At 53.1% G+C, this 20,222-nt stretch carries 19 protein-coding genes; all 19 read left to right on the top strand.

From position 1 onward, the window contains the following. The first annotated feature begins 24 nt into the window (after nucleotides 1–24). A complete protein-coding gene (locus D3P07_RS02925; protein WP_119798564.1) occupies nucleotides 25–1,014 on the top strand; it encodes a M23 family metallopeptidase in 990 nt (329 codons plus the stop codon). Further along, nucleotides 1,007–1,885 carry a M50 family metallopeptidase gene (locus tag D3P07_RS02920; RefSeq protein WP_119798563.1) on the top strand — a complete coding sequence of 293 codons (879 nt, stop codon included), beginning with the start codon at nucleotides 1,007–1,009 and terminating at the stop codon, nucleotides 1,883–1,885. Before D3P07_RS02925 ends, D3P07_RS02920 begins: the two co-directional genes overlap by 8 nt. A gap of 35 nt (nucleotides 1,886–1,920) precedes the next feature. Next, nucleotides 1,921–3,150, top strand: coding sequence for an Rne/Rng family ribonuclease (locus tag D3P07_RS02915; RefSeq protein WP_259391314.1), 1,230 nt, complete (start codon nucleotides 1,921–1,923; stop codon nucleotides 3,148–3,150). 201 nt (nucleotides 3,151–3,351) lie between these two features. Next, nucleotides 3,352–3,663 (top strand): 50S ribosomal protein L21, encoded by a 312-nt coding sequence (rplU, locus tag D3P07_RS02910; RefSeq protein ID WP_119798562.1) that lies wholly within the window; start codon nucleotides 3,352–3,354, stop codon nucleotides 3,661–3,663. A 12-nt stretch (nucleotides 3,664–3,675) separates the two neighbouring features. Continuing rightward, on the top strand, nucleotides 3,676–4,011 hold the full coding sequence (locus D3P07_RS02905; RefSeq protein WP_119798561.1) for a ribosomal-processing cysteine protease Prp: 336 nt from the start codon (nucleotides 3,676–3,678) through the stop codon (nucleotides 4,009–4,011). A gap of 46 nt (nucleotides 4,012–4,057) precedes the next feature. Continuing rightward, nucleotides 4,058–4,369, top strand: a complete 312-nt coding sequence (gene rpmA / locus D3P07_RS02900) for a 50S ribosomal protein L27 (protein WP_119798560.1) — start codon at nucleotides 4,058–4,060, stop codon at nucleotides 4,367–4,369. 227 nt (nucleotides 4,370–4,596) lie between these two features. Continuing rightward, nucleotides 4,597–5,334: a Spo0B domain-containing protein gene (locus tag D3P07_RS02895; protein ID WP_119798559.1), complete on the top strand. Its 738-nt coding sequence runs from the start codon at nucleotides 4,597–4,599 to the stop codon at nucleotides 5,332–5,334. A 13-nt stretch (nucleotides 5,335–5,347) separates the two neighbouring features. Next, nucleotides 5,348–6,673, top strand: a complete 1,326-nt coding sequence (gene obgE / locus D3P07_RS02890; RefSeq protein ID WP_119798558.1) for a GTPase ObgE — start codon at nucleotides 5,348–5,350, stop codon at nucleotides 6,671–6,673. A gap of 113 nt (nucleotides 6,674–6,786) precedes the next feature. Then, nucleotides 6,787–7,224 carry an ACT domain-containing protein gene (locus tag D3P07_RS02885; RefSeq protein WP_119798557.1) on the top strand — a complete coding sequence of 146 codons (438 nt, stop codon included), beginning with the start codon at nucleotides 6,787–6,789 and terminating at the stop codon, nucleotides 7,222–7,224. A 23-nt stretch (nucleotides 7,225–7,247) separates the two neighbouring features. Further along, nucleotides 7,248–8,534 (top strand): homoserine dehydrogenase, encoded by a 1,287-nt coding sequence (locus D3P07_RS02880; RefSeq protein ID WP_119798556.1) that lies wholly within the window; start codon nucleotides 7,248–7,250, stop codon nucleotides 8,532–8,534. A 4-nt stretch (nucleotides 8,535–8,538) separates the two neighbouring features. Continuing rightward, nucleotides 8,539–9,540: a homoserine kinase gene (thrB, locus tag D3P07_RS02875; RefSeq protein ID WP_119798555.1), complete on the top strand. Its 1,002-nt coding sequence runs from the start codon at nucleotides 8,539–8,541 to the stop codon at nucleotides 9,538–9,540. After that, on the top strand, nucleotides 9,537–10,412 hold the full coding sequence (gene pheA, locus D3P07_RS02870; RefSeq protein WP_119798554.1) for a prephenate dehydratase: 876 nt from the start codon (nucleotides 9,537–9,539) through the stop codon (nucleotides 10,410–10,412). Before thrB ends, pheA begins: the two co-directional genes overlap by 4 nt. A gap of 679 nt (nucleotides 10,413–11,091) precedes the next feature. After that, on the top strand, nucleotides 11,092–13,752 hold the full coding sequence (locus D3P07_RS02865) for a LysM peptidoglycan-binding domain-containing protein (RefSeq protein ID WP_119798553.1): 2,661 nt from the start codon (nucleotides 11,092–11,094) through the stop codon (nucleotides 13,750–13,752). Nucleotides 13,753–13,924: 172 nt separating this feature from the next. Next, nucleotides 13,925–14,608, top strand: coding sequence for a BofC C-terminal domain-containing protein (locus D3P07_RS02860; protein WP_119798552.1), 684 nt, complete (start codon nucleotides 13,925–13,927; stop codon nucleotides 14,606–14,608). Between the two features lie 215 nt (nucleotides 14,609–14,823). After that, the gene (gene ruvC, locus D3P07_RS02855) at nucleotides 14,824–15,327 is read left to right on the top strand and encodes a crossover junction endodeoxyribonuclease RuvC (RefSeq protein ID WP_119798551.1); all 504 of its coding nucleotides are present in this window, start codon (nucleotides 14,824–14,826) and stop codon (nucleotides 15,325–15,327) included. Next, nucleotides 15,324–15,956: a Holliday junction branch migration protein RuvA gene (ruvA, locus tag D3P07_RS02850; RefSeq protein ID WP_119798550.1), complete on the top strand. Its 633-nt coding sequence runs from the start codon at nucleotides 15,324–15,326 to the stop codon at nucleotides 15,954–15,956. Before ruvC ends, ruvA begins: the two co-directional genes overlap by 4 nt. Nucleotides 15,957–15,981: 25 nt before the next feature. Next, complete coding sequence (gene ruvB / locus D3P07_RS02845) at nucleotides 15,982–16,986, top strand: Holliday junction branch migration DNA helicase RuvB (protein ID WP_119798549.1); 1,005 nt, start codon at nucleotides 15,982–15,984, stop codon at nucleotides 16,984–16,986. 60 nt (nucleotides 16,987–17,046) lie between these two features. After that, a complete protein-coding gene (locus tag D3P07_RS02840; protein WP_119798548.1) occupies nucleotides 17,047–19,164 on the top strand; it encodes a SpoIID/LytB domain-containing protein in 2,118 nt (705 codons plus the stop codon). Between the two features lie 10 nt (nucleotides 19,165–19,174). After that, nucleotides 19,175–20,221 (top strand): tRNA preQ1(34) S-adenosylmethionine ribosyltransferase-isomerase QueA, encoded by a 1,047-nt coding sequence (gene queA, locus D3P07_RS02835; protein WP_119798547.1) that lies wholly within the window; start codon nucleotides 19,175–19,177, stop codon nucleotides 20,219–20,221. Nucleotide 20,222: the final 1 nt, after the last annotated feature.

The raw sequence follows: 20,222 nt of genomic DNA, 5'->3' as shown, positions 1-20,222 counted from the left end.
CCGCCGATTCGGGGAGGACAAGCCATGGGACTTAGAGATGACGTGAAGCAGCGCAGGCATGAGAAAATTAGAAGTCTGCTCCATCATTATAATGAATCGTCGGACAATGGGCCGAACAGACAAGCCAGTGAATGGAGCTCCGACTCAGGAAGCAACATGAATGCCGTCGCACCGCTGCAAGAGGAGCTGGTGCCGAAGAGCAGCGTTGACAAGTCTATGCGATCACCTGCGGGAGCTTCCGTTTCGGACAAAGGCAAGACGAGATCGCTTGATCCGGAGCTGGCATGGAAGCAAAATCCGAATCCGTGGGCTGCCTGGGACGAAGAGCGGCAGCCGGGTCGAGCTCGAAGCTATGTGAAATCGCAGCATACGGATGATTTTGATCCGCCAGGGACAAGCGGATGGAAAAGATTTCGTAATGAATTGGCATGGAAATTTGCGATATCAGTAGCATTGTTTGGTGGGATTTGGGCAATGTTCGAAGCCGAATATCCCTGGACAGCCAAAGGACAGGCTTTTGTAACGGAATCGATGTCCAGCGAGATTGATTTTGAATCGGTAGCAGCTTGGTACAAAGATGTATTTGCGGGAGCGCCATCCTTTATTCCGATATTCGGAGGCAATGGCGGCCAGGCGACACTTGTTGACGGTCAGCCCAAGCAGCCGGTTGTATCGCCATTAGAGAATGCGACGGTGGTCCGGACATTCGCGGACTTGCTGAACGGCGTAGAATTGGCAGGCGACCCGGAAGCGGCTGTCGCGGCAGTGGAGACGGGCAGGGTCATTCAAGTCTCGCCCCAGGGGGACAGCGTCCTGATCCAGCATGCCAATGAACGGACGACCATATACGGCAAGCTGGCAGCGGTGAATGTAGCCGTCAACGATTGGGTCGAAGCGGGACAGACCATCGGCAAGCTGCAGCCCGCCGGGCATGACGGCCACAGCTTCCTGTACATCGCGGTGAAGCAGAAGGACAGGTACATGGATCCGCTGGACGTGATACCGATTGATTAAATGGGGGGGCATACGCTGGTCGATTCATCCCTTATTCGTGATCGTGATGCTTGCATCCGCCATTACGGGATATTTTGCCGAGCTGCTTACGCTTTTTATTATCGTATTGGTTCATGAACTAGGGCATGTCGTCGTTGCCAAAGGATTCGGCTGGACGATCAGGGAGGTAAAGCTTCTTCCCTTCGGAGGCGTAGCGGAAGTCGAGGAGGCAGGCGGCATCTCGGCCAAGGAGGATGCGATTGTGGCTCTCGCGGGACCTCTGCAAAATGTGTGGATGGGGGCGCTCGCTTGGGGGCTTGGCGCGACTGGCATCTGGGATGAGGCATGGGCTCAATATGTGGGCGGGGCCAACCTTATGATTGCCTTGTTCAATCTGCTGCCGATCTACCCGCTGGACGGGGGAAAGCTGCTGCAGTCGCTTCTCAGCTATATGACGAATTATTACCGGATGCTGGTCTGGTCTGCACGTCTTAGCCTGGTATTCAGTACCTTCATGCTGACAGGCGCTTTTCTTCCTCTCCTTAGTGGGGGAGGCATTCAGCTCAATCTCTTTATTGTCGGCGTGTTTCTCTTTCTCACGAACTGGACATACCAACGCAATATCCCCTATTTGTTCTATCGATTCCTGACGCATCGCAGCAATGCTGCTGATGATGCGGCGGACCAGGGCAAGTCGGTCAGCCCGCTCATTGTGAACGGCACGCAGTCGATTCTGTCTGTCGCCAAGCTCTTCAGCAGGGAGCGCTATCATCTGGTCTATGTGAAGGATCCCACTGAGCCTGGCTTGCTGGTGCTTGCGGAGGGCAAGATCGTAGAAGGCTGCTTGTCGGGACTTAGCCCGCATCGTGCAGTGAGCGAGCTTTTCAGTTAAACTAGAGAAAAGGCTTGCTGGGAGGGACGGTATGGATGAAACAATTGCTGATGCATATTGAAGGGGATGCGCTGCAAACGGCGGTTTTGCGGGACGGCTGTCTGGATGAGTTTTTTATGGAGAGATCCGGCGGCGGGAGCCTCGTCGGCAATGTGTACAAGGGCAGGGTCGTGAATGTGCTGCCGGGCATGGAAGCGGCCTTTGTGGATATCGGGCTGGGCAAAAATGCATTTTTGTACATCGATGATATGCTTCATCCTCATGCAGACAAGCAGCCTAAGCAGAAGCCGGCGATTGCCGATATAGCATGGCCGGGACAGGAGCTCGTCGTGCAGGTTGTGAAGGACCCGCTTGGAGGCAAGGGAGCGCGTGTAACAACCCACTTCAACCTGGCGGGAAGATGGCTGGTTTATATGCCGAGCGCAGACTACGTCGGAGTATCCAAACGAATCGACAGCGAAGCGGAACGGGAGCGCCTGCGGATGCTTGGCGAGCGGCTCCGCCACGATGATGAAGGCATCATCATGAGAACAGCAGCAGAAGGCGAGGGCGAAGAGTCGCTGGATGCGGACGTGGGCAAGCTCCGCGAGCTGTGGCGGTCTGTAGAAGGACGGGCTGCCGAAGCAAAGGCGCCGGCGATGCTCCATAGCGAGGCCGGACTCATGCATCGTGTCGTGCGCGATTCGCTCATGCTGGACATCGATGAAGTCTGGATCGACGGCCCGTCGCGATTCGACGAAGCATCGAGGCTGCTGGCGGACATGGCACCTGCGCTGAAGGATCGGCTTCGCCTGTATGAACCGGATGGCAATCCCGGCGGATTGTTCCAGGCGTTTGGCGTATCCGCGCAGATCGAAGAAGCGTTCGGCAGACGCATTCCGATGAGAAACGGCGGCTATCTGATCTGGGAAGAGACCGAAGCGCTCACCGTCATTGATGTCAACACGGGCAAGTACACGGGAACGGATAATCTGGAGGATACCGTCTTCCGCACCAATCTGGAAGCTGCTGAACTTATATCCAGGCTGCTTCGCGTACGGGATGTCGGAGGCATTGTCGTGATAGATTTTATCGATATGCAGCAGGATGACAGCAAGAGTAAAATTTTATCCAAAATGATGGAGGAAGCAAGGCGTGACGGCACCAAATGCACCATCGTCGGTTGGACAAGGCTTGGGCTGATGGAGCTGACGCGCAAGAAGGCGAGAGACAATGCGATTCGCCAGATGAACGGCGCATGCAAAACCTGCGGACGCGGCAGCTAGGCGACTCTTGAAGCTGTTCCTATCATCCTAATGAAATAGCTTGTAATAGATTGACGGTTGTGATAAACTGTTTGGGTGTATGTTCCGTATCATCTGGTAGGAATGTACAGGTACCGCTCCGATCAGGTACATAAGCGTGCAGGCTTCGGCCTTGCGCCACCTACATCAGGCGAGTCTTCGAAAATAAGGAGGTGCACCACAATGTTCGCAATTATCGAAACTGGCGGCAAGCAATACAAAGTTCAGCAAGGCGATGTAATCTACATCGAGAAACTGGACGGCAACGAAGGCGAAAACGTAACGTTCGATCGCGTACTGGCCGTATCTGGCAAGGACGGATTGGTTACTGGCGCTCCGGTTGTATCCGGCGCAACGGTAACTGGCAAAGTCGAGAAACACGGCAAAGGCCAAAAGATCACCGTTTACAAATACAAAGCCAAAAAGAACTACCGTCGTAAGCAAGGTCATCGTCAGCCTTACACAAAAGTAACAATCGAGAAAATCCAAGCGTAAGAGGATTCTTCTATGATTACCGTTACGATTGTTCGCAATGAGACTGACAAACGCATCGTATCATTTGCGGTCGAAGGACATGCTAAATATGCGAAGCCCGGCAAGGATATTGTCTGCGCCGGCGTGTCGGCGGTATCGGTCGGCACGGTGAATGCGATTGAGACATTGGCGGGGATCGAGCTCCCGTACACGATGAAGAACGGCTGGCTGTCTTCGGATATTCCGGTTCTGCCCGACGCGGAAGCGGATGGACGTATGCAGCTGCTGCTTGAATCGATGGCGGTTATGCTCGAGACGATCGCTACATCATACGGCAAGCACGTCGTTATACAGGAGCGGCTGCAATAAGCTGCTCCAATCGGCAAGGCAACAACTTAAGAAGGAGGGATACACTATGTTGAAACTGAATCTTCAGCTATTCGCTTCGAAGAAAGGTGTAGGTTCCACAAAGAACGGACGCGACTCCCGCTCCAAGCGTCTTGGCGCTAAGCGTGCTGACGGTCAAACCGTTACTGGAGGAAGCATCTTGTTCCGTCAACGCGGAACGAAGATCCACCCAGGCACGAACGTGGGAATCGGCAAAGACGACACACTGTACGCAAAAGTGGACGGCGTCGTGAAATTCGAGCGCCTTGGACGCGATCGCAAAAAAGTGAGCGTATACCCTGTTGCTCAAGCTCCAGTAGCTGCGGCAGTAGAAGCTTAAGACAGAAACGTAAGCGGCTGGCGTCGTCTTCTAAGACGGCGCAGCGTACGTTTTGCGGCGAAATAGAAGCCCGGTATAAGTGCGAAACCTATACGACTTGTATTTCGATAAAGCCCCGGCCGGCATTGCTAGGCCCGGGGCTTTTGTTATTTAGGGAGATGACCAAGCTGGATAGCCATGGTATACTGGATGAGCTAGTACATTAGGGTGAAGGTAGGTTCTTGCGAATGGGACGCTTTAGGACAGCGAAGCATTACGCGGCGGCATCCATCTTGCTGCCGGGAAGCGCCACATTGATCTGGCCGGGCAAGGTCTGGCTGAACGCCTTGCTCCTCATCTGGCTTGTCGCATGTGCGGCGTACTGGATTCGCGAGGAGCGCAAGGAACATCAGGAACGGCTCGCAAGAACGATCGGAGCCATGCAGAATGCTGGTATTCGCACCTTGAATCATCATCGCCACGATTGGATGAACGACTTGCAGGTCCTGTTCGGCTACGCCAGAATGGGCAAGTTGGATAAGACGATCGGGTATGTGGAGAAAATAAGAGATAGAATGGCCGCCGAAAGCGCCATCTCGAAGCTTGGATCTCCATCGTTAATCAGTTTTATCCAATCCTTTAGAACCATCACTAATTCGCTCTCACTGGAAGTGGATATAAAGGGAGACCTTCATTTGAACGAGCTGTCTCTGGATGGAGAGGCTGTTGCGGAGACGATCATACATACGATCAATGCTTATCGGTTCGCAGTCAAGTCAGACAGTGCGGCTTTGTCTGTGTTGAAGCTGGAATTGAGCGCAGATGAGGAAGCGCTGTATGCATCGTTTTATTATGAAGGCGAACTGATGAATGAACATCAATGGAGTCAAAAAATAAAACAGCAGTTGGAGGGTGCGCCGCTGAAGCCTGTCGGCTCCGTGCAGAGCTTCTCCAAAGTGCTGCTAAGGGCGGAAATGCGCGCCTGAACGGAGGCAAGACATGTTTGTCGATAAGGCGAAAATTTTTGTAAAAGGCGGAGACGGCGGAGACGGTATCGTCTCGTTCCGTCGCGAAAAATATGTGGAGAACGGGGGCCCGGCCGGCGGCGACGGCGGCCATGGGGGCGACCTGATTTTCCGTGTAGATGAAGGCTTGCGCACGCTGATGGACTTCCGGTATCAGAAGCACTTCAAAGCGCAGCGGGGAGAACGCGGCAAGGTCAAGGGGATGCACGGAGCGAGTGCGGAGGACACGATTGTCCGCATCCCTCCTGGAACAGTCATCATTGACGATGACACTGGGGAGATTATCGCGGATTTGACTCGCCATGGCCAGCAGGTTGTCGTGGCGAAGGGTGGACGCGGCGGACGCGGCAACATCCGGTTTGCTACAGCAACTAACCCCGCGCCATATATCTCCGAGAACGGAGAGGAGGGCCAGGAGCGCTGGGTCGTGCTGGAGTTGAAGGTGATGGCGGATGTTGGACTGGTCGGCTTCCCAAGTGTTGGCAAGTCCACGCTTCTGTCGGTCGTATCCGGCGCGAAGCCGAAGATTGGCGCGTATCACTTTACGACGATTACGCCGAATTTGGGCGTTGTCGATGTAGGCGACGGCCGCAGCTTCGTTATGGCGGACTTGCCCGGGCTAATTGAAGGCGCACATGAGGGCGTTGGACTTGGCCATGAATTTCTTCGACACGTAGAGCGCACACGCGTTATTATCCATGTCATCGACATGGCTGCCTCGGAAGGACGAGATCCTTACGATGATTGGCAGAAAATCAATGCGGAGCTGTCGCTTTACAATGATAAGCTGGCAGAACGTCCGCAGATTATCGCGGCTAACAAAATGGACATGCCGGAGGCGGCAGAGCAGCTCGAGCTGTTCAAGCAGCAGCTGGAGCAGTCCGGCAGCGAGCGTGTATACGAGATCGTGCCGATCTCTTCGCTGACCAAGCAAGGCATTCAGGAGCTGCTGTACAAAGCGGCTGACGTGCTGGATACAGTTGCTGTGCAAACGGAGATCGAAGAGGTCAAGGAGATCGAAGAGCGCAAGGTATACAGCTACGAGAAGAAGGAAGACATTACCTTCACGATCCACCGCGAAGACGAGGTGTTTGTGGTGGAGAGCGAAGGCATCGCCCGCATGATGAAGCGGATGAATCTGAATTCTTACGATGCGGTCATGCGGTTCGCCCGCATTATGAGGAAGCTCGGCGTAGACGAATCACTTCGTAAAGCGGGAGCCAAGGACGGAGACATGGTACGGGTAGCGGATTTTGCTTTTGAATTTTTTGAAGGAAGCGACTACAATCCATACGATTAAGGGGAAGAGACGACGAAAGTCGTCTTTTTTCTTTCCAGCCTATTGCCGCATGCTCAGGATTTCGATATAATGTCCACTATAGGTGTACAATTGTCTTTTTGAGGAGGACTGGGATGGCTGATCGCTATTTTGTCGTTCGGGAGGATATTTTACCGGAAGCGATACAGAAAACCATACTGGTGAAGACGCTCCTCAGCAACGGGAGCGCGGCAACCGTACATGAGGCCGTAGAGCGGGCAGGGCTTAGCCGCAGCGCCTTCTATAAGTATAAGGATGGCGTATACGAGTTGAATGAAATTGCGCAAGAGCGGATTATTACCGTGTCCATGGATTTGGAGCATCGGGCTGGGGTGCTGTCGAGCGTGCTTGCGCTGGTAGCCAGTCAGGAAGGCAACGTGCTGACGATGAATCAGAGCATCCCCTTGCAGGGATTCGCGAACGTTGTGCTATCCATCGATGTCTCGCAGGTCGCGGGTGACGCAACAGAGCTGATAGAGCTGCTTCGCCGCCAATCGGGCGTACGCAAAGCGTCCATCATCGGACGAGGATAACTAATAGGCAACGGAGGGAATATATGAAGCCGGTTAAAGTAGGTTTGCTAGGGCTCGGTACAGTCGGGACAGGCGTCGTACGCATCGTAGAGGCGCATCAGGAAGATTTGCAAAGCCAAGTGGGATCTCCCATTCTCATCGAGAAGGTGCTTGTGCAAAACAAGAGCAAGTCGCGAAATATTTCGATATCGCAGGATAAGCTGACGGAGGACCCGTGGGAGGTTATCCGCCACCCGGATATCGATGTAATCGTTGAAGTCATGGGCGGCATCGGTCAAACAAAGGAATACATTCTTGAAGCGCTCTCACTGGGCAAGCATGTAGTAACGGCGAATAAGGATTTGATGGCGCTGCATGGTCCGGAAATTTTGGCCAAGGCGAAGGAGCATCGCTGTGATGTACTGTATGAGGCAAGCGTAGCAGGCGGCATTCCAATTCTCCGTACGCTGGTAGAAGGCTTCTCTTCCGATCGGATTACGAAAATCATGGGGATTGTGAACGGGACAACCAACTATATCCTGACGAAAATGAGCCAGGAGGGTGCAGCCTACGCCGACGTGCTGAAGGAAGCGCAAGCGCTTGGTTATGCTGAATCCGATCCGACATCTGACGTGGAAGGGTTGGACGCTGCTCGCAAGATGACGATTCTGGCGACGCTCGGCTTCCGCACGAACGTGAAGCTTGAAGATGTGTCGGCCAAGGGCATCTCCGCGGTCAGCAAAGAAGATATCCTGTACGCGAAGCGTCTTGGCTATGAATTGAAGCTGCTGGGCATCGCGGAGCGTCAGGATGATCTGATCAGCATCAGCGTGCAGCCTACGATGGTGAAGCATTCGCATCCGATCGCGTCCGTCAACGGCGTGTTCAATGCAGTGTATGTGTACGGCGAAGCGGTTGGCGAAACGATGTTCTACGGAGCGGGAGCGGGCGAGCTGCCTACAGCAACGTCCATCGTTGCGGACTTGGTAGCCGTCGTGAAAAGCTTGAAGCTGGGCGTAAACGGCAAGCAAAGCGGTATTGCATACAAGGAGACGAAGCTGAAGACTGACGAGCAGATTTCATCGAAATACTTCATGCTGCTTCATGTAGCTGACCGTGCGGGCGTGCTCGCTCGTATTACGCAAGTGTTTGCGGAATCCGAAGTGAGCCTGGAGTCCGTTCTGCAGCAGCCGAATCCTACGAATCCGGAAGCGGAAATTATCATCATTACGCATGACGCAAGCAAAGCCGCTGTCCAGAAGGTGCTCGCTACATTCGAATCGCTGGATGTCGTTTATAAAGTGAAGAGCGTGTACAGGGTGGAAGGATAAGCAGATGAATGATCGCAAAGTTATTGTAAAAGTACCTGCAAGCACAGCTAATCTTGGCCCCGGCTTCGATACATTAGGCATGGCACTTAGCTTGTATGCCTGGATTGAAATGTCGGAGTCTGTCTCAGGCGAGACGTCGTTCCAGCTGTATGGCGACGGTATGGACGGCTTGCCACAGGACAAATCCAATCTGATCTACAAAGTAGCGCAGCTGGTATTCAAAGAAGCCGGCGTGAAGGTGCCGGAGCTGCGTATCGCTATGTACAGCGATATTCCGCTGGCACGCGGTCTCGGCAGCAGCGCTACGGCAATCGTCGGCGCACTGGTCGCAGCCAACGCGCTGATCGGCAGTCCGCTCAGCGATCAAAAGCTGTTCCAGCTTGCAACGGAGCTGGAGGGGCATCCCGACAATGTCGGCGCCTCGCTGTTCGGCGGCATTGTCGTATCCGCTTGGGACGGCTCGGAGGCGCAGCATGTGCGGATCGAGCCGAATAGCAGACTGGAGACGCTGGTAGCTATCCCAGCGTTCCAGTTGTCGACGGAGAAGGCTCGCCATGCGCTGCCTTCTCAGATTGCCATGGCCGACGCTGTCTTCAATGTCGGCCGCAGCTCGCTGCTCGTCGCGGCTTTGGCTAGCGGCGAGCTCGGCCTGATCCGCCATGCGATGCAGGATCGGCTGCACCAGCCCTATCGTGCAGCGCTTATTCCCGGCATGGCGGAGATCTTGGAGCGCGCCGCCGACTTTGGCGCGCTGGGTGCGGCGCTCAGCGGGGCTGGGCCTACGCTGATTGCATTCGTCGATGCGGACAGCCCGGACAAGACGGAGCTGGAGGGCTTCCTCAAGGGGACGCTTGCAAAGGAAGGTATCGACGCGGAGACATTGTGGCTCTCGCCATGTACAAGCGGTCCTGTCGTGACGGTGGAGGAAAGACCAGTCAGCAGCGGGGCGGGATTTGGAGATTCGGCAACGCTGCTGGATCGGATTAAAGGAGAAATCATAGCATGAAAACCATAGCTTTGCTGCCGGCCGGCTCTGTATCGGATGAAGCGGCTAAACATTTGTTTGCCGGTGAAGACCGGGTCGAGTGGAAGCATCATCGGCTCATAGCGGATGTATTCCAATCAACGGTCAATGGAATTAGCGATTACAGCGTCATTCCTATTGAGAATACAATTGAGGGCTCCGTAAGCCTTCATATGGATTGGCTGGTTCATGAGGTCGATCTGCCTATGCAAGCGGAATGGGTGTATCCATCCATTCAGAATCTGATCAGCAGACGGTCGGAGCTGCTGAATGATGCGGGAGAGCTTGATTTCACCCGCATCAAGAGAGTGATTAGCCATCCTGTCGCTATGGCTCAGTGCCTCCAGTTTCTAAGAGAGCATATGCCGAACGTGGAGACGGAGCATGTCAGCAGCACCGCTGAGGCGGTCCGCATCGTGCGTGACCATCCGGGAGAAGGCATCGCGGCAATCGGTACCCGGATTGCCGCTGCGAATAACGGACTGGATTTGCTCGCGACGGAGATTACCGATCATGACAACAACTATACCCGCTTTATGCTGGTCGGCTCCGAGCCTTATACAGCCCAAAAGTCGGACCGCATTAAAACCAGCATCCTGATCACGCTGCCCGAGGACTATCCGGGCGCGCTGCATCAAGTGTTGTCCGCCTTTGCATGGCGGAGAATCAACTTGTCGCGGATTGAATCTCGCCCGACGAAGAAGAAGCTGGGCAATTATTACTTCTATATCGAGATAGAGATGTCGCTTGATTCGGTTCTGCTGCCTGCGGCGCTGGAAGAGATCGAAGCGATTGGCTGCTCGATTCGGGTACTGGGATGCTACCCAAGCTTTACGTATGAGCAATTGCTTTAATTAACGAATGACTATGATAGCAGGATATATGGCCTGCAAAAACGGGCTTGTCTCCGTCTCTGTGCCGCAACGCTGCAATAGTCCGGAAGCGCTGAATCCGCAGAGTTCCTCAGCATTTTCAATGTAAACGGCCGAAAAGTATACGAATTAGCTGAGATGGCTAGCTGTATTTCAACCATATACAACCCTTTGTACGTGTGTAGATGACCGCGCGAGATGCGCTGAAGTCCTCTACATCAGCAAAGGGTTGTTTTTTATGTGCAGCTTATTGTGTAGAAGGATTATGCAGCTTGTTCTTGCAGCGACTTCTTTTCAACTTTATCCTTTTAGATCAGCCCATACCTGAACTCAATTCATTCATCGCAATCGAACCTGCAGCGCTAGCGACGCAATAGGGAACGTTTGCCTGATTTTCAGTCTCACGCCACCCAGTTGCGCATCTTTGCACTCAACAAGCTTCAATATTTGCTCCGATTGAAATAAGGTCATACGACTCCTCTTCCCAACCAAGCAGTCCTTGCTCCCATTAGCTTGTACCTATGTCAGTTCTTTGAGCGAAATGACTATTTTTTTCAAATAAAGTGGAGACACCTGCCTATAAGCTGCATAGGATGTAGAGATTGATAACGGGCATTAGCCTTGCCAAGTTATTCAGAACGTGACAGGAGGTCATCGGCGAGTGAGAATCCATATGGTCAAAAGTGGCGATACCTTATACTTTATCGGTCAGAAGTATAACGTGCCGCTCGAAGAAATTTTGAAACTCAACCCGGGGATTACGAATCCGGATGTGCTGGAGGTAGGTATGAAGCTGAAGATTCCATCGACCCCTACTGCACAGAATGGAGTGAGTGGAATGGATATCATGCATCAGCATGTCGTCAAACAAGGAGATACGCTTTGGAAGCTTTCCAAAGCTTGGGGTGTTCCGCTGGCCACGATGATTCATGCGAACCCGCATCTCAAAAATCCTAACGTGCTTTTGACAGGAGAGGTTGTAAACATACCTAAAGCCGATGCGCAGATGCCGACGACTATCACACAGCAAAACGTAGGCGGCAAAACCCCAACGCATCCGCTTCACCCGTCTTCGCTTATGCAAGGCGTTCAGGGGATCGTAGGAAAATTGTCCACTGCCCCGTCGGTTGTTGGCAAAACGTTCACAGGTCTTGCAACGGAGAAGAAAAATACGGCTCCTGTAGCGGAGAAAAAACCGACAGCACCGATCGTCTCTCCTGTACCGCCTGCGCCAGCACCAAAGCCGCCTGCTGCCAAAGTAGAGCCAGCCGCTGAGAAAAAAGTAGAGCCGCTGTCTAAGAAAGTAGAACCGCTCGCAACGAAAGTAGAGCCGTTGGCAACGAAAGTAGAACCTCTGGCATCAAAGAAAGTTGAGCCTTTGGCTACGAAAGTAGAGCCGCTGGCATCAAAGAAAGTTGAGCCTTTGGCTACAAAGGCTGAACCGCTTGCAGCCAAAAAGCAAGAGCCGCTGTCAACCGGGAAAACAGCTCCTTTATCGTCTAACATTAGTCCGTTAGCAGGGAACAACATTAGTCCGTTAGCAGGGAACAACGTTGCGCCGCTCGCAAACAGCAATATTGCTCCACTGTCTTCAAATCCGGCCCCTGCGGCTAATAGTAATATTGCGCCATTGGCTACTGGAAAAACAGCTCCTTTGGCATCGAAAGCAGCGCCGCTCGGCACAGGCAAGACAGCTCCGTTATCCTCAAATACGGCGCCGCTGTCTACCGGCAACATAGGCCCGCTGTCATCGAACATGGCACCTATGTCTTCGAACATTGCGCCGCTGTCTATGGGCAACATGAGCCCTATGTCAACGAACATCGCGCCGCAGTCCATGGGCAACATGAGCCCTATGTCATCGAACATTGCGCCGCTGTCCATGGGCAACATGAGCCCTATGTCATCGAACATCGCGCCGCAGTCCACGGGTAACATGGCACCTATGTCATCGAACATTGCGCCGCTGTCCATGGGCAACATGAGCCCTATGTCATCGAACATCGCGCCGCATTCCATGGGTAACATGAGTCCTATGTCATCGAACATCGCGCCGCAGTCCACGGGTAACATGGCACCTATGTCAACGAACATTGCGCCGCTGTCCACGGGTAACATCGCACCTATGTCTTCGAACGTTGCGCCGCTGTCCATGGGTAACATGAGCCCTATGTCATCGAACATCGCGCCGCTGTCTACCGGCAACGTAGGCCCGCTGTCATCGAACATGGCTCCGCTGTCCATGGGTAACATGAGCCCTATGTCAACGAACATCGCGCCGCTGTCTACCGGCAACGTAGGCCCGCTGTCATCGAACATGGCTCCGCAGTCCATGGGCAACATGAGCCCTATGTCAACGAACATCGCGCCGCTTGCAACAGGAAATATGGCGCCCTTCTCGTCTAACGCTGGACCCAACGCCAACCTAGCACCTTTGTCCAATGCACCGGCGACTAAAGTGACGCCATATGCCGGCAAAAAACCATTGCCTATCGAAAAATCAGCAGAGAAGAAACTTAGCGCATCCAACACCGAATATATGGAGAGCATTGACCTGTTCCAACAATATGGCACTCCGTCCTCTGACGTCATGTCGCTCTATGACCTGCCGAACTATCCGGAAGCCAATGCTTCGAATATTCAGCCTTATGGCATGCCGAACAGCGTAATGCCGTATAGTGTCAATGCCGAGCCTAATCTTGCTCCTTATTCGGAGACACAGCCAATGTATCCTTATGATTGTCCGCCTGGAACGTTCATGTCCGGCTATCCGAATTCATCCATTATGCCATACGGCGCAGGTCCTGACTGGGGCCATGGAGGCAATCATTCCTACTATGGAATGGGGGAAAATGCAGCTTTGTCTCCGTCAAGCTTTGGTCCTAATGCGGGCATGGTCTCGCCGATGTCCAATGCACCGAATATGGGCATGGTCTCACCAATGTCCAATGCACCAAACGCGGGTATGGTTTCACCTTATGCAAATGCTCAAGGCTTATCGGCCTATTCGGCCATGTACCCGCCGCCGGGGTATGCAGGTATGCCGAACAGCTATCCCAACGCCTACCTGAACAGCTACCCCAGCGGTTATCCGTATCCTGGATGGCCGAACAATGCGGCTCCCGTGTCACCTGCGGGCAAATCAAAGGATGATTGCGGCTGCGGAGGAAAAAGGGAAGATGAATTGACGAACGCGACAGGAATGGCAAAATCGACAAGTGCAAAACCGCGTAAAAAAGGCAAGAAAGCAGTCATTCGTACCGTCGCTCCCAGTTCCAAAAAGAAAAGAAAAGGCGGCAGCCGTCCTTGGCTGAATCGTTAGCAGCAATAGGAAGCTTATCTTTTAACAAGGGCTGCAAACCGCATACGTAATAAATGGGCAAACCGATCAGGAACCTCAACCGATCGGTTTGTTTTTTCTTTTATCATTAAATTTGAATAATTATACAAGTTTGGAGCAGACTATCGGAAAACGTAATAAAGGGGGCTTCCTCATGATGACATTCAGCCTGTGGAAGCAATTGAAACGAAGGCTGCGCAGAAATCGCAGACCGCTCTGGACCTTAGGCGGGCTCGTATGCTGGCTGCTGATCGCTTCAACTGCCGTAATGCCTGTAGCGGCTCATGCAAAGGACGGCAAATGGGGGATTTCACAAGCAGAGCAAGAGATAGCGAAGAAATCGACACAGATGAATATGGGGCCGTCCATCATACCGTATTTGAAAAAAAAGAAAGAAGCAGTTCCTGTCGTTCTGCAGCGCATCTATGTATGCGGTGAAGAAACGGAGCCAATGGGAAGGTTGAGTACTCATGAGGTCGTAATGCTGCTGTCCAATCATCCGGAATGGAGCGCGGTGCTGCAAAGGGATAATGAAACGGTCATGCTGGTGCATCGCATCGAGGACTTATCCGATTACTGCAGGGAGCATGCGCATTTTGGCGTAGATAAGCGCGGGAACTTCTCCCTGTTCGACGGTACGCCAAAAGAAGAGAAGGTCATGCGGACCTTCTTCCAATTAGATATTCGCTATATGGAAAGCAGCCTGCCGCAGCAGCAGCTGAATCTGTTGAATCAAGGTATCCGCGTCAATGATATTGATGAATACAACAGTGTCCTGTCTACCTTCAGCGATTATGCCGTGCAGCATGATGAAAGAGCGATGAAGCAGGCTTATTAGCGGACAAGCTCCGTAAAAGCGGCATTGCCGCCGAACACAACCTCTCTTGAGTCAGACGAAGAGAGGTTTTTTGTTATGACAATAAGGGGGGGTCAGTCCTTCAATTAGTCATCGCTCATTAGAAACATCAAACGTTCGTTCTCATTCTCGGCAAGTTTTGCTATAATGATAGACAGGCCTAATTTCGTTTGATAGGTTGGTAGGGAGTTGGCGAATTGCGTGTTTTAGGAATTGACCCCGGTATTGCGATTGCGGGTTTCGGATTTATAGACAAAGCAGGACATAAGCTTACACCTGTGCAGTACGGCGCCATTACGACAGAGGCGCATACACCGCAGGAGGAACGGTTAGTCCAAATCTACGAATCGGCCGGAGCGCTGATGGACAGGTATAAGCCGGACTCCGTCGCGGTGGAGAAACTATTCTTCAATCGTAACGTCACGACGGCGTTTGCCGTCGGACAGGCGCGGGGCGTTATTATATTGGCAGCGGCCCAGAGAGGATTGCCGGTTGCAGAATATACGCCGCTGCAAGTGAAGCAGTCGGTCGTCGGATATGGCAAGGCGGAGAAGAGGCAGGTACAGGAAATGGTGAAGATGTTTCTTAAGCTGTCGGCTATTCCGAAGCCTGATGACGTAGCGGATGCGCTTGCCGTGGCAATCTGCCATGCGCACTCTGCTGTCATGACACAGAAAATAAACGAGGTGAAGCGGTCGTGATCGACTATTTGCGCGGGCCGGTTGTACATATGGAAGCAGAATACATTGTAATGGATGTCAGGGATATCGGCTATCGAGTGTTCGTCCCTAATCCTTATGTCTTTGCGGCCAAGGAGGAAGCTGTGACGGTCTATATTCACCATCATGTGCGCGAGGATGCCATTCTGCTGTTCGGATTCGAATCGAGGGAGCAGCAGACGCTGTTCCGCAAGCTGCTGGATGTATCAGGCATCGGACCAAGAGTAGCGCTGGGAGTGTTGTCTGCAGGAAAGCCGGAGTCGGTCGTATCGGCGATCCAACAGGAAAATATCGGATTGCTGACCAAGCTGCCGGGGATCGGGAAGAAAACAGCGCAGCGCATGATACTGGATCTCAAGGATAAGCTGTTTTTCGCTATTCCGGAGGGGGGGCTGCTTACCGCAGCTGGATTCGCAGCCGAGCTTGCGGGAGACGCCGACGGGCAAGGAGCAGGCACGGCATGGAAGGAAGCCCGCGAGGGACTGGCTGCACTTGGTTATACAGCCGCCGAGCTGGACAAGGCCTGGAATGGATTGCAGGAAAGCGTTAAACCGGATGAGACCGTAGATTCGCTTATGAAGCGGGCATTGCAGCAATTGTTTAAAGGGTAACGGAAGAAGGAGGTAACAGCAAGCGATGGATGATCGAATTATTTCCGCCAACCTGATGATGGAAGACCAAGCTGTCGAGCTAAGCTTGCGTCCGCGGTACTTGGCCGAATATATCGGGCAGTCGAAGGTCAAAGAAAATTTGACTATCTATATTGAGGCCGCCAAGATGCGAAAGGAAGCGCTGGATCATGTCTTGCTGTACGGTCCGCCTGGACTAGGCAAGACGACGCTTTCGAATATCATCGCCAATGAACTGGGGGTTAACCTCAGAACGACGTCAGGCCCTGCGATTGAGAGACCGGGCGATCTGGCTGCCCTGCTGACGAATCTACAGGAGGGAGATGTCCTGTTCATCGACGAGATACATCGGCTTCACCGGACCGTAGAGGAAGTGCTATATCCTGCGATGGAGGACTTTGCGCTGGACATCATGATTGGCAAAGGGCCAAGCGCACGCTCTGTGCGGCTTGATCTGCCGCCATTCACCCTGATCGGCGCCACGACAAGAGCGGGATTGTTGTCCGCGCCTTTGCGTGACCGATTCGGGGTCGTGAGCCGGCTGGAGTTTTATACGGTGGATGAACTGGCGTTTATTGTATCACGCGCGTCTGAGATATTGGATGTAACGATCGTAGGGGAAGCCGCGGCAGAAATCGCGATGCGTTCCAGAGGGACACCGCGTATAGCCAATCGGCTGTTGAAGCGTGTTAGAGACTTTGCCCAAGTGAGGGGAGACGGTGTCATCACGCATGACATTGCCCGCTCTGCGCTTGAATTGCTTCAAGTTGATCCAATGGGACTGGACCATATCGATCATAAAATGCTTCATGCCATGATGACGACGTTCTCCGGCCGTCCGGTCGGACTAGATACAATCGCGGCGACGATCGGCGAAGAGAGCCAAACGATCGAGGATGTATACGAGCCGTACTTGATGCAGATCGGATTTTTGCAGCGTACGCCGAGAGGACGGATTGCGACGGATAGTGCCTATACCCATTTGGGCTTGCCTATACCGAAACGTAATTAAGTGAGTACACACTATAGAAGTATAAATGATCAAAAGTGCGGTAAGAGAGAGGAGAACAGAATGACGTTTAAAGCATCATGGAAAAGACTGTCTCTGGCGACTGTGGCGCTGCTTGTGCTGGTGTCGACCTTGTCTGTCCAGCCTACGAGGGCAGCCGTTCCAGCGCTAGATACGATCAGAGTTGCGATGTTCCTTCAATTGCCTGGCAAATATGAGTCGATGACCGCTGCAGCAACCTTTCAATCTGCAGGCGGAATCAGGATTGGCTCGCGTGAGCCTACGGGGTTCCAAGAATGGTTTGCTGTAGAAGCGGGCAGAAGCGTGCGCTTTGCCGTAGATGATTATAAAGTTAAGCTCATCGAGACGGCGAATTTTGCCAACGCTTGGGCTGTCTATCTGCATATCCAATCCGTCAGAGGAATGGGTTATATCACATCGGTTCCCAAAAACGGAGGCACGCAGTATCAAGTGTACGAGGGCACGTACGCCTCGGCTCAGGAATCGGCAGCAGCGCTTGGCCGATGGAATGCGGATGCGAAGCTGAGGGGTCTGCTCGGCGGCTATAAGCCTGTTCAGCATGGACCGCTGCGTCTGGAGTCGCCAGCTTTGGAGAGCAAGGCAGCGGCGCAGTCTTTGGCGGCTTCGTTCGGCGGTGCCGGATTGGATGCATATGTTGCGGCAAGAGCGGGAGCGAAGGGTGCGGTCTATTCGGTACTAGTCGGCGGTGCGTCAACAGCGGACGAGTTGAAGAGCTTGCAAGCAGAGGCTGTGAAAGCGCCGAGTGGCGCCTCTTTGAAGCCAATGGATACAAGCTCGCCTTATATGTTGATTCGCGCCGATCATTCGATTAGCGGCAAGCCGGATTCGGCTCTTGAGCTGTATGCCTTCCCTGCGAGCGATATGAAAGTATGGGCGGCGCCTGCTGGTGCTCAGCCAATCGGACTGACCGAGCGCAGCAATCGAACGTATCGCGGCAGCTTCGAGCTGAGCGCATTCAACGGAAAGCTTGCAGTCATCAATGAACTTCCATTCGAGCAATACTTGTATTCGGTTGTTGCCGCGGAGATGTACACATCCTGGCCGATCGAAGCGTTGAAGGCGCAGGCGGTTGCTGCTAGATCCTATGCATTGAACAAAGGCTTCGGGTTCCAAATCGCCCATGTTGTCGATACGACACAAAGCCAAGCGTATTATGGAACGGGTGTGGAAAAGCCATCGTCTACGGAAGCGGTTGAAGCGACCAAAGGCGAGGTGGCGCTCTATAACGGCAAAGTTATCGAAGCCGTGTTCTCCTCCAATGGCGGCGGGATGACGGCAGATGCGAGAGATGTATGGAAGAACGAAATTCCTTATTTGCAGTCCGTGTCCAGTCCAGACGCTTCAGCGGAAGCGGGCTTGCAAAGCTGGCATCGCGTAGTTCTCCCAAGCGGTAAGGTTGGGTATATCCGTGAGGATCTGGTCAAGGATACTGGTCAGAAGACGGCTGCAGGCAGCCGCATTCTGGAATTGACGACGGACGGCACGAACATTCGCCGCCATCCTGTCATTCAGGATTCGATTCCGGTCGTGGCCCAACTGCAAAGCGGAGCAAAAGTCATTGAGCTGGAGCAAGTGCTGCAATCCAATTCGATGAATTGGATCAGAGGCCCCTTTACGGGTGAAGAACTGCTGACCGTCATCAATTCGCGTATGAATCCAAAGCTAACGGGTTCGGTTACGTCGGTGGAGGTTAGCGCTCGCGGGGTATCCGGCCGTGCAATAGAAATGACAGTGAACGGAACCCCGATTGCGCTCTCCTCGCCTGACTCCATTCGGTCGGCCTTCGGAGTAGGAGAGTCGCTGCCAAGCACGCTGTTCAATGTAGAGGAAACGGGCAAGGTAGTTATTCAAGGCGCGGGCGGCGCACAGTCGACCAAATCCGATAGCTCCAAACAAGTGTATGTGATGGGAGCGGATGGCAAGTCGACTTCTTATAGCCAAGACTATATGTATGTCTTGGATGGAGATGGAGACATTCGCGCGGCCACCAAAAATCCGGCATTTAGTTTTAACGGCACGGGCTTCGGCCATGGCGTAGGCATGTCGCAGTATGGCGCGTTAAGTCTCGCCCAGCAAGGGTATGACTATCAATATATTTTGAAATACTATTATAAGGGCATAACTATAGCCAAGGAATGAAGGTTAAGAGATGAATGTGGATTGGTTTGATTTCGACCTGCCTGAGGAGCTGATCGCACAGACTCCGCTGCAGGATCGCACGGCATCCAGGCTGCTTATGCTGAACAAGGGAACGGGAGCAGCCGAGCACGGCATATTTACGGATCTGGAAGAGAAGCTGCAAGCAGGCGATGTCCTTGTCTTGAATAATACGAGAGTGATTCCGGCCAGACTGCTCGGCGTCAAGAAGGATACCGGAGCAAAAGCGGAGCTTCTGCTACTGAAGCAGCTGGGCGAAGATCGCTGGGAGGCGCTCGTCAAGCCTGGCAAGAAGCTGAAGACCGGGGCTGTAATCGTGTTCGGCGATGACGGCAATGGCGCTCCTTTAATGGAAGCTGAAGTTTTGTCGGAAGGTGAGATGGGAGCGAGGGTTATCCAGTTCCGCTATAAGGGCATCTTCCAAGAGCTGCTCGACCGGCTGGGAGAGATGCCGCTGCCTCCTTACATTAAGGAGCGGTTGGATGAACGTGAACGCTACCAGACGGTTTATTCTCGCCATGAAGGCTCCGCAGCGGCTCCGACAGCTGGCCTGCATTTTACGGAAGCCTTCCTTCGGAAGCTGGAGGAAAAAGGGGTTAAGCTCGTCTATGTAACGCTGCATGTTGGCCTTGGAACCTTCCGGCCGATGTCGGTCGATACGGTGGAAGAGCATGAGATGCATGCAGAGTATTACGAGTTGGATGAAGCTAATGCAGAATTGCTAAATGCGGCGAAGAGAAGCGGAAGGCGGATCGTAGCTGTCGGAACCACTTCGGCTCGGACACTGGAGACGCTTGCGGACAGATTCGGCGACGGAGAGCTGCAGGCATGCAGCGGCTGGACGTCCATATTTATTTATCCGGGATACAGCTTCAAGCTGGTTAATGCCTTGCTAACGAACTTTCATTTGCCAAAATCAACATTGGTCATGCTGGTCAGTGCGTTAGCTGGCAGGGATGCCATCATGAAAGCTTATCATGAAGCAATTGAGCATAAATACCGCTTCTTCAGCTTTGGAGACGCGATGTTCATTTATTAAA

It is taken from the genome of Paenibacillus sp. 1011MAR3C5, from assembly GCF_003591485.1.
In the GTDB taxonomy this organism is placed as follows: domain Bacteria; phylum Bacillota; class Bacilli; order Paenibacillales; family Paenibacillaceae; genus Pristimantibacillus.
The sequence above is the reverse complement of the archived record's forward strand: the minus strand, read 5'-3'. Positions and strand labels throughout refer to the sequence as shown.

Bases quoted from the DNA above. Each gene is read 5' to 3' on its own strand.
- ruvB (WP_119798549.1), top strand. From the start codon at position 15,982: ATGGATGATCGAATTATTTCCGCCAACCTGATGATGGAAGACCAAGCT.
- rplU (WP_119798562.1), top strand. From the start codon at position 3,352: ATGTTCGCAATTATCGAAACTGGCGGCAAGCAATACAAAGTTCAGCAA.
- obgE (WP_119798558.1), top strand. From the start codon at position 5,348: ATGTTTGTCGATAAGGCGAAAATTTTTGTAAAAGGCGGAGACGGCGGA.
- D3P07_RS02840 (WP_119798548.1), top strand. From the start codon at position 17,047: ATGACGTTTAAAGCATCATGGAAAAGACTGTCTCTGGCGACTGTGGCG.
- queA (WP_119798547.1), top strand. From the start codon at position 19,175: ATGAATGTGGATTGGTTTGATTTCGACCTGCCTGAGGAGCTGATCGCA.
- thrB (WP_119798555.1), top strand. From the start codon at position 8,539: ATGAATGATCGCAAAGTTATTGTAAAAGTACCTGCAAGCACAGCTAAT.
- D3P07_RS02885 (WP_119798557.1), top strand. From the start codon at position 6,787: ATGGCTGATCGCTATTTTGTCGTTCGGGAGGATATTTTACCGGAAGCG.
- pheA (WP_119798554.1), top strand. From the start codon at position 9,537: ATGAAAACCATAGCTTTGCTGCCGGCCGGCTCTGTATCGGATGAAGCG.
- D3P07_RS02880 (WP_119798556.1), top strand. From the start codon at position 7,248: ATGAAGCCGGTTAAAGTAGGTTTGCTAGGGCTCGGTACAGTCGGGACA.
- D3P07_RS02925 (WP_119798564.1), top strand. From the start codon at position 25: ATGGGACTTAGAGATGACGTGAAGCAGCGCAGGCATGAGAAAATTAGA.
- D3P07_RS02915 (WP_259391314.1), top strand. From the start codon at position 1,921: ATGAAACAATTGCTGATGCATATTGAAGGGGATGCGCTGCAAACGGCG.
- D3P07_RS02905 (WP_119798561.1), top strand. From the start codon at position 3,676: ATGATTACCGTTACGATTGTTCGCAATGAGACTGACAAACGCATCGTA.
- D3P07_RS02895 (WP_119798559.1), top strand. From the start codon at position 4,597: ATGGGACGCTTTAGGACAGCGAAGCATTACGCGGCGGCATCCATCTTG.
- rpmA (WP_119798560.1), top strand. From the start codon at position 4,058: ATGTTGAAACTGAATCTTCAGCTATTCGCTTCGAAGAAAGGTGTAGGT.
- D3P07_RS02860 (WP_119798552.1), top strand. From the start codon at position 13,925: ATGATGACATTCAGCCTGTGGAAGCAATTGAAACGAAGGCTGCGCAGA.